Source organism: Zymomonas sp. (assembly GCF_020216885.1).
Taxonomy (GTDB): domain Bacteria; phylum Pseudomonadota; class Alphaproteobacteria; order Sphingomonadales; family Sphingomonadaceae; genus Zymomonas.
Window position 1 is genome coordinate 1 of sequence record NZ_JAIWON010000135.1, and the last position, 9,330, is coordinate 9,330.

5 protein-coding genes are annotated in these 9,330 nt (G+C 46.9%); all 5 read left to right on the top strand.

All coding sequences use genetic code 11. The features are described from left to right. The coding region (locus LDL18_RS07635; RefSeq protein WP_296508371.1) for an Ig-like domain-containing protein at positions 1-2,927 on the top strand (2,927 nt) is incomplete at its 5' end. A gap of 4 nt (positions 2,928-2,931) precedes the next feature. Further along, on the top strand, positions 2,932-4,407 hold the full coding sequence (locus LDL18_RS07640) for a TolC family outer membrane protein (RefSeq protein ID WP_296508373.1): 1,476 nt from the start codon (positions 2,932-2,934) through the stop codon (positions 4,405-4,407). After that, positions 4,404-6,551, top strand: a complete 2,148-nt coding sequence (locus tag LDL18_RS07645) for a type I secretion system permease/ATPase (RefSeq protein WP_296508375.1) — start codon at positions 4,404-4,406, stop codon at positions 6,549-6,551. The genes LDL18_RS07640 and LDL18_RS07645 overlap by 4 nt, the downstream gene beginning before the upstream one ends. Beyond that, positions 6,544-7,725: an HlyD family efflux transporter periplasmic adaptor subunit gene (locus LDL18_RS07650; RefSeq protein WP_296508377.1), complete on the top strand. Its 1,182-nt coding sequence runs from the start codon at positions 6,544-6,546 to the stop codon at positions 7,723-7,725. Before LDL18_RS07645 ends, LDL18_RS07650 begins: the two co-directional genes overlap by 8 nt. Before the next feature lie 121 nt (positions 7,726-7,846). Next, on the top strand, positions 7,847-9,330 hold a 1,484-nt coding region (gene dld, locus LDL18_RS07655; RefSeq protein ID WP_296508378.1), incomplete at its 3' end, for a D-lactate dehydrogenase.

Genomic DNA, 9,330 nt, shown 5'->3' on the forward strand with positions numbered 1-9,330 from the left:
GTAATCCGAGTTTGTCGGATGCAACGGACACGGTGGCTTACGACACGACGCCAGCGGGTAATCCAGTGGTGACGATCACGAGTGACAGTGATGGAAAAGCTACAGCTGATCCTGTGACTTTCAAATTTACAATGTCAGAAGCCGTCAATGATTTCACAGCCGATAGTATAAGGGTCTCGGGCGGGACGAAAGGTGACTTGACTCAAGATGCCAGTAATCCGCTTGTCTATTATATGACGGTGACCCCAGAGGTTGTTATTAGTCCGATTGTATCAGAGATACCTACATCTCTCTCAGCGACTGTATCTGCTGGTAGTGTTCACGATTTAGCAGGTAATCCGACTTTGTCGGATGCAACGGACACGGTGGCTTACGACACGACACCGGCCGGTAATCCGACTATGACGATTACAAGCACTCATGATGGTGTCGCCCCTATAAATGAACCGGTTACTTTTGCTTTGATAGCGTCTGAAAAGCTAAAAGGTTTTTCTGCTGACAGTATTGAAGTTACTGGAGGCACAAAAGGCGAATTACAGGCTTCTTCGGAACACCCTCTTGTCTATTTTTTAACAGTAACACCGACGGCTAATAGCTCTGGCGAAATTAGCGTAAACATACCTTCCGGCGCCGTATTTGATATGGCTGGAAATCCCAATCTTTCAAATATTAGTGATACGGTCTTTTATGACACTATCCCCCCGACGATATCGATCAGCGATGATAGTAACGGCCAGACTGTAAACGGGGCAGTGACTTATACTTTTACCGCTTCAGAGGCTTTGTTAAAATTCACAGATGATAATATCGAGGTAACGGGTGGAACAAAGGGAACGTTAACGCAGGACAGTTCCAACCCTTTGATCTATCATATGACAGTCACGCCCAATGCGGGCAGCGATGGTTCTTTAAAAGTCAATATTCCCGCAGGCTCTGTCAGTGATTTGGCCGGTAACACGACAAAAGCAGATGTATCAGATAGTGTTTCTTATGATACGACGCTTACCAGTAATCCGGCTGTTGCGATTACAAGCGACAGTGACGGAGCGGTTGCTATCGGAGCGGTAACGTATAATTTCAAATTATCGGAGCCAGTGAGCGATTTTACCGCAGATAGCGTTACTGTTACTGGAGGCACAAAGGGCGCGCTTACCCAAGATACAACTGATCCTTTATTGTATCATATGGTTGTAACACCAAGTGCAAACCAGAATGGTACGCTTACAGCTGCGATATCAGCGGGTCGATTGCATAGTACAGCAGGTTATCCAACAACAGCCGATGCGTCAGATAGCGTAACATACGATACGCTTGCTCCAACCATGACAATTAGTAGTCCAAGTGACAATGAAACGGTTACTGAAGGCGATGTTGTTTACGTTTTTACCTTGTCTGAGCCAGTCAAGAATTTTACGGCAGATGATATTAACGTTTATGGTGGAACTAAAGACGGCTTTGTTCAGGATAGTAGTAATCCACTCGTTTATTCTTTGACAGTGACACCGGATAAAAATTCTGGTGGTGCTTTGGTTGTCAATATTCCGGCTGGCGCTATTGAAGATGTTAATGGTAATCCAACGGCTGTTAATAACGCTCATACTGTTGGGTTTATTACGCAGCCGGATAATGTGCGCGTTGTCAGTGACCAAGATGGTCAAACGGCAGCGGGCGATATTACTTATAATGTGGTATTTTCTGATAATCAAAGTCAGACGCTTTCTCCAAGCGACCTGACTATTGAAAATGGTACACTCAAAAGCCTGACATTTGTTGATAATAGTAATACCCCATATTCAAGCTCTTACTACGTAGTGGTTGTGTCTCCAACGAGTGATGATGCCGGTATCAATTCAATTTCTCTTAGCCCTGCGGTTACTGGAGGGGCGGGGGTTATAACTGCAACAGTCCCGTTTGATACCCGTCAATTAAGTTTAGAAGACTATACCGACACAGGCTCTTCTGCGACGGATTATATTAGCCAAGACAACAGTTATACCCTTAGTCTGGATAATGCCACACACGGGACGACAGCCCATTATCAGGTTTCTACAGATAATGGTGACAACTGGAGCGATACGTCTGCTGTCCAAAATTCGGTTCCTGATGGCCATTATCTTTATCGCGCTGTCACAAACGATATTCATAATATGTCGATGTATTCCAATTCTATTGAGCTGACGGTTGATACCACAAAGCCTGATCTGATAAGCATTGACGCAACTGATGGTCAGACAGCCTCTGGAGAGGCGGAGGCTGGAACTACCGTTAATTTGTTTAGTGATGATGGCCAGACAGTTTTTGGAACAACCGTTGCTGATAGTAACAATCATTGGTCGATAAGTGGTCTTGATATTGCAGATGGCACAACCATAAAGGCGACAGCCACTGATGTTGCCGGAAATGTCAGCAATGAGGTGACTACTCAGGTTGAAGCAAAAGCATCAGCGCTGATGAGTCTTTACAGTGTTGTTAATAGCGATGACAACTCATCACATTATTTTGAAAGCGGAAGTGGTAACGACAGCTTTCATATGACTGCCAATGGTCATGACACCTTGATGTATAAATTGCTTGATAACAGCGATAATACAGGAGGTAACGGCAGTGATACGGTCAATAATTTCCATTTGGGCGATGTTAACACTGATCCCAATGCTGATATTATCAATATTAAGGATTTATTGGCTGATTATCAGGGTACGGCCAATGCCTATTATGATGTGACCGAAAACAAATTTGTTATGGATAAAGCCTCTAGCGGTCTTGACCAATTTGTTTCTACCAGCGTCCATAATGGCAATACGACCATTTCCGTTGATCGTGACGGTGCCAATGGCAATCATCAAATGACCGCTTTGGTTACCCTTGATAATACCCAGACCGATCTTGCGACCCTGATCGGTAACCATCAGTTGATTATCGCCTGATAAAATGATCAAAAAATGGGCGCGGCGGGATGAAATATCCCGCCTGATGAGAAAGGTAATCTTTCTTGTTGCCGGTTGTTTTTCAGCACCTTTCGCGGCTTCTGCTGATGAATATGTGCCGAAAATGCCGACTATTGATAGCTTGCCTAGTTTAAGTGATAGCTTGGGCTGTAACGACGAACCCGCTTATTTGCGTGATGAAGCTGCCCGTAACGCGGTAGTGGATGATGGTTGGTTGACCTTGCATCAGGCCATTCATCGTGCCTTGGAAGGGCATCCTTCTATCACTGATGCGATTGCCGCCTTGGGGCAGCAACAAAGCGGCGTTGGCGTTGCCCATGCCGGATATTATCCCCAATTCAAGGCGGGAATGAGTGGAGGTCCTTGGACTTCGGCGCGTGGATTGGGCCCTTATATATCGGCTTCAGCTTCGCAGATGGTCTATGATTTCGGAAAAGTGTCCCATCAGGTCATGCAGGCCAAAGCCTTAGCGGCAAGGCAGCAAGCCAAAGTTTTGGGCAGTATTGACGAAGTTTCCAAAAATGTCGCCGAAGCGATTGTTAATGTTCATCGTTATCAGCAACTGATGATCGCGGCAGCGGATCTGTTTCAGGCTGTATCATCAGTAAAAGAAATGGCAGAATTGCGGGCAAAAGCTGGTATTTCCACCCGATCTGATCCCATTCAGGCGGAATCCCGTCTCGATCAGGCAAGAGCCAACATGATCGAAGCCCGTGCCATGTTGGAACAGTCCAGAGAAAATTTGCGCAGCTTGATGAATGAAAACCGGCCTTTACCGGAAAATATCTGCATTGCAGAACCGCATGGATTGCCGCCTTTTAAACCGGAAGCACCGGTGGATGCCTCTTTGAATCCTGATTTATTGCCCGCCGCATTAGAAGCCAAAGCCGAGGCAAAAGCAGCAGAAGCCCAGTTGGGTATTGTGAAAGCCGGACGCTTCCCCACGATTTCTATCGACGGGAATTACGGTCGTTCCTTACGAGGCGCGATCTATCCGGCGGCACCAGATCGGCGGCAAGATTATGGTAGCGTTATTTTGAATGTTTCGACCCAGATGTTTCAGGGAACTGGTATTTTAAGTCAGTTAAAAGCCGCCAGCCATGCCGTTGATGCTGCCCATGCGCGGCAACAGACGGCTTTATTGGAAGCCCATAACAAGCTCCGTTCGATCCATGCGGTGGCAATGGGTTCTCTGGCAAAAATTGGTGTTCTGCAAAGTCGCCTGAAAACCATTATCGAAGCCCGCGATCTTTACCGTGATCAATATCGTTTGGGTTCTCGTTCTTTGGTCGATCTGCTGAATAGTGAGCAGGAAATTTATCAGGCGCGCACCGAAAATATCAATGCAAAGCATGATTTGTGGGTGAGTGAAGCCGATCAGGTCGCCGCATCCGGTCGAGCAAGAGCCGTCTATGGCATTGACCACACTGTCGTTCAGGGATTGGAGATATTGCCATGATAGGGCAGGCTGGAGAAGAAAAACGCCAATCCCTTCTTTTATGGGAAGCTTGGCTGGATGCCATGATTGCGATTGCCCGTCATTATAACCTTCCGGTTTCAGTCGAGCATGTTCGGAATATCATGTCATGGGATAAGGCTGAATCTGATGAAGGTCGCCTTTCTGTTATGGCACGCCATTTGGGTTTAGGATTTCGTTTGGAATCTGGTGAGAAAGCGGAAGGGGCGGTGCGTTCGGGGGTCGCCTTACCTTTTGTTGCGCATTGGGATGATGGCCGGATCGGTTGCGTCATGACCAATGATGGTGATGGACATTTAGCCGTTCGTTTTTCAGGTGAAGGTGATTTGGAAACACCGGTTGAAATTGACTGGTTAGCCGATCATGTTGTTGAAATCGCCTATTTAAGACCGCTGCGTTCTATACCCGATGGGCGGGTTGATGATTATATTCAGCCTTATCGTCCCCATTGGTTCCGTCGTTTGGCCTTGGCCGATTGGCGACGTTTCGGGGAAGTGATTTTAGCTTCGCTTTTTATCAATCTTTTGGCTTTGTCATCGACCTTGTTTTCAATGCAGATTTATGATCGCGTTGTGCCTGCCCAATCGGAACCGACCTTGTGGGTTCTGTTTTCGGGCGTGATGATGGCGGTCTTTTTCGGATTGCTGTTAAAGATTGCCCGAACCCGATTATTAGATGTGATCGGCAAAAAAGCTGATTTGCGGATTTCCGAGCATGTCTTTGGTCATGCCATCCGTCTGGTTTATGATGCCCGCCCAAAAGTTGCCGGTAGTTTTATTGCCCAGCTTCGCGAATTGGAGCATGTCCGTGAATTATTGACGGCGACCAGTATCGCGATGATTACCGATTTACCCTTCTTTTGCCTGTTTTTAGGAATTTTATGGATGGTCGGCGGTAATTTGGTTTGGGTGGCTTTGGCCGCCGTGCCTTTGCTGCTTGTCCCCGGTATTTTAGTGCAATATCCCCTTGCCCGTTTGTCACAGCAGGGAATGCGGGAATCTGCTTTACGCAATGCTTTGTTGATCGAAGCGGTTGACGGCTTTGAAGATATCAAATTGATGCGTGCTGAGCCTCGTTTTGAAAGACGGTGGAATCATGTCCATTCGGTGGCCGCCTCTATCGCCATGCGGCAGCGTTTCTATACCGGATTGATGGTGACATGGAGTCAGGAAATCCAGACTATCATCTATGCCCTGATTTTGTTGGTTGGATGTTTCCAAGTGATGAAGGCGACAATGACAACGGGGGCTTTGGTCGGTTGTTCTATTCTGACTTCCCGTATGATTGCACCTTTGGCGCAGATGGCGGGGTTTTTCTTGCGTTTTCAACAGGCACGGGTCGCCCGCGAAGGTCTGGATTCTTTGATGAGCCGTCCGGCAGATCGTGCCGATCAGGCGCAATTAGTGCAATTACCCAGTATTCGCGGGCAATATCAATTTGAAAGTATTCGTTTCCTGCATGACCCAAAATCGGGACGACCTGATCTCGATATTCCTAAGCTGGTTATCCGCTCCGGTGAAAAAATCGCCTTATTAGGGCGGAATGGCGCGGGTAAATCGACCTTTCTGCGGATGTTATCTGGCCTCCATCAGCCTTCTAATGGTCGGATTATGTTGGATGGTATCGCTTTACCAACGATAGATCCTGCAGATTTGCGGCGTGACATTGGCTTGATAACCCAAGAAGCCAAAATCTTTTACGGTAGTTTACGCGATAACCTAACCATGGGCGCGCCTTTGGCGAGTGATAGTCAAATTTTGGCGGCTTTGGATATGGTTGGATTGAAAAGCATTTTGGATCAGCGAGCCGATGGTCTCGATATGTTATTGAAAGAGGGCGGTGGTGAATTATCCAAAGGACAGCGCCAATCCATCCTTTTAGCGCGTTTGATTTTATCAGAACCTTCTGTCGTTTTGTTGGATGAGCCGACTGCTCATTTTGATGAAATGTCAGAGCATCATCTGATTAACAATCTGACCCCTTGGGTGAAAAACCGCACCCTGATTGTAGCAACCCATCGTCAAAGTATTTTGCGCTGGGTCAACCGTATTATCATCCTTGATAAAGGCCATATCGTTATGGACGGTGATCGGGATTCTGTTCTGAAAAGGCTGACCAATGGCTAACCTTTCCTTGTCCACCCAGAGCATGGTCGATGATCGTGACCCTTTGCATGTTCCTGCACGGATTGTCTGGGTCGTTGTGGTGATGTTGCTGTGCTTTTTTATTTGGGCAGCTTGCTTTAAGCTTGAAGAAGTCTCGACCGGAACGGGGAAGGTGGTGCCTTCCTCGCATGAACAGACCATCCAATCTTTGGAAGGGGGAATCCTTGTCCACTTGAATGTCAAAGAGGGCGATATTGTTCAGGCCGGACAGATGTTGGCGCAGCTTGATCGCACCCGCACCCAATCTTCGGTTGAAGAAACAGCTGCACGGGCTGTGGCCGCAGAAGCCACGGCGGCTCGGTTGCGGGCAGAAGTGAATAATACCTCGCTTTCCTTTCCTGATTCTGTGAGAGCCTATCCGGCGTTGGTAAAATCCGAGACTGACCTTTATCGTTCCCGCCGCAATAGTTTGGCTATGGGATTGAACGACCTTCATCAGCAATTGGCTTTGATTAAAAACGAGTTGACGATGACCGAGCCGCTGGTGGCAAGGGGCGCTGCCAGTGATGTCGAGGTTTTGCGTTTGAAACGGCAGGTAAGTGAAATCGAAACCCGTGCCGATGATATGCAAAATCAATATATGGTGAAGGCCAGAGAAGACCTTGAAAAAGCCGAGGCAGAAGCCAAAGCCCAGCAATCGGTTACGAAAGGGCGTTCTGATATGTTAGATCGCTTGACTTTTACTTCGCCGGTAAGGGGTATCGTTAAGGATATCGAAGTCACCACGAAAGGTGGCGTTATTCCTCCTAATGGCCGTTTGATGACGATTGTACCTTTGGATGAACAATTACTGGTCGAGGCGCGCATATCGCCACGCGATATCGCCTTTATCCATCCCGATCAGCGGGCAACCGTCAAATTGACCGCCTATGATTACGCTATTTATGGGGGGCTGCCTGCAAAAGTAACGGTTATTTCGCCGGATACTGTTCAGGACGATGTTCGGAAAGATAGCTATTATTATCGCGTTTGGGTACGGACTGATTCCGATCATCTAACCAATAAATCCGGCCATAAATTTCCTATCGTTCCCGGTATGGTCGCAACAATTGATATTCATACAGGATCAAAAACGGTTCTTGAATATTTGGTAAAGCCGCTGAATCGCGCAAAAGAAGCCTTGAGAGAAAGATAAATACAAGTCGATTATTTTGATCGATAAATGAAAAGATAATTTTCAATTTCAGAAGATCTTGAAACTATGCGTAAGGCTATGGGTTATTAGATTAAATTTTTGAAAATAAAAGGTCGATATAATGGTGCAGCTTCCTTCTTCTGCCCGACATGGGAATGAAACAGAAAATCAGCAATTTCTGGATCATTTGCGTGAAATTTCGGATCATGTGCTGACTTCTGAAGGCGAGATGCATCACTATTGCACCGGTTTCCGTTTCGGCAGTGGTAGGGTTCTAGCGGTTGTTCGACCGACTTCCCTAGTTGAAATGTGGCATGTCGTCGAAGCCTGTGTTGATGCTGGCAAAATTATTATTATGCAAGCCGCCAATACCGGATTGACCGGTGGATCAACGCCTGATGGCGATGACTATGATCGCGATATCGTTCTGATTAGTGGGATTGGTATTACCGGCGTAAAGCCGATTAACAAAGGTGAGCAGGTTATTTGCTTGCCCGGTGCCACTTTATATGACCTCGAAACTATTCTTCGACCCTTGGGGCGTGAACCGCATTCGGTGATCGGTTCTTCCTGTATTGGGGCTTCGGTTTTTGGCGGTGTTTGTAATAATTCCGGCGGCGCATTGATGCAAAGAGGCCCTGCCTTTACGCAGTTGACCCTTTATGCTCGTATCAACGAACAGGGTAAATTAGAGCTAGTCAATCATTTGGGTATTCGTCTGGGGAATGATCCCGAAACAATTTTAAGTCGTGTTGAAAAAGGCGACTATACCGAAGATGATATTATCAATGACGAAAGCAAACATGCTTCCGACTGTGAATATCATAACCACATTCGCGATATTGAGGCAGAGACACCAGCGCGCTTTAACGCTGACCCGTCCCGTCTTTATGAATCTTCTGGAAGTGCCGGAAAAGTGGCGGTTTTTGCCGTGCGGCTTGATACGTTTCCGCAGCAGAAAAATGCCAAGGTTTTCTATATCGGCACCAATGATCCTGATGAATTAACCGAGCTTCGGCGGCAGGTGTTGAAGTCTTTCAAATATTTGCCAATTTCAGGCGAATATATGCATCGTCATGCTTATGATATTGCGGCGAAATACGGAAAAGATACTTTTCTAGCGATTGAATATCTCGGCACCGATCGCTTACCGCAGCTTTTCGCCATGAAGGGCTGGTTTGATGGTTTAAACAACCGTGTCAGTTTCTTGCCGCGTTATTTGAGCGATCGGGTGATGCAATTTGCGTCCACTCTGTTCCCGCATCATCTGCCTAAGCGAATGGATGATTTCCGTGACCGCTACGAACATCATCTGATTTTGAAAGTGTCCGAAGAAGGCACCGAAGAAGCGCGCGGTTTTCTGAAAGACTTTTTCGAAAAGGCAAGCGGTGGTTATTTTGAATGTAGCGATGAAGAGGGTAAAAAGGCCTTTCTGCATCGTTTCGCCGCCGCTGGGGCGGCTATCCGCTATCGTGACGTTCATCAGGATGAAGTCGAAGATATCGTTGCGTTAGATATTGCTTTGCCACGTAATAACAAGGCGTGGGAAGAGCATCTTCCGCCTGAAATTACCGATAAAATCAGTCATATTTTATATTATGGCCA

Bases quoted from the DNA above. Each gene is read 5' to 3' on its own strand.
- LDL18_RS07640 (WP_296508373.1), top strand. From the start codon at position 2,932: ATGATCAAAAAATGGGCGCGGCGGGATGAAATATCCCGCCTGATGAGA.
- LDL18_RS07645 (WP_296508375.1), top strand. From the start codon at position 4,404: ATGATAGGGCAGGCTGGAGAAGAAAAACGCCAATCCCTTCTTTTATGG.
- LDL18_RS07650 (WP_296508377.1), top strand. From the start codon at position 6,544: ATGGCTAACCTTTCCTTGTCCACCCAGAGCATGGTCGATGATCGTGAC.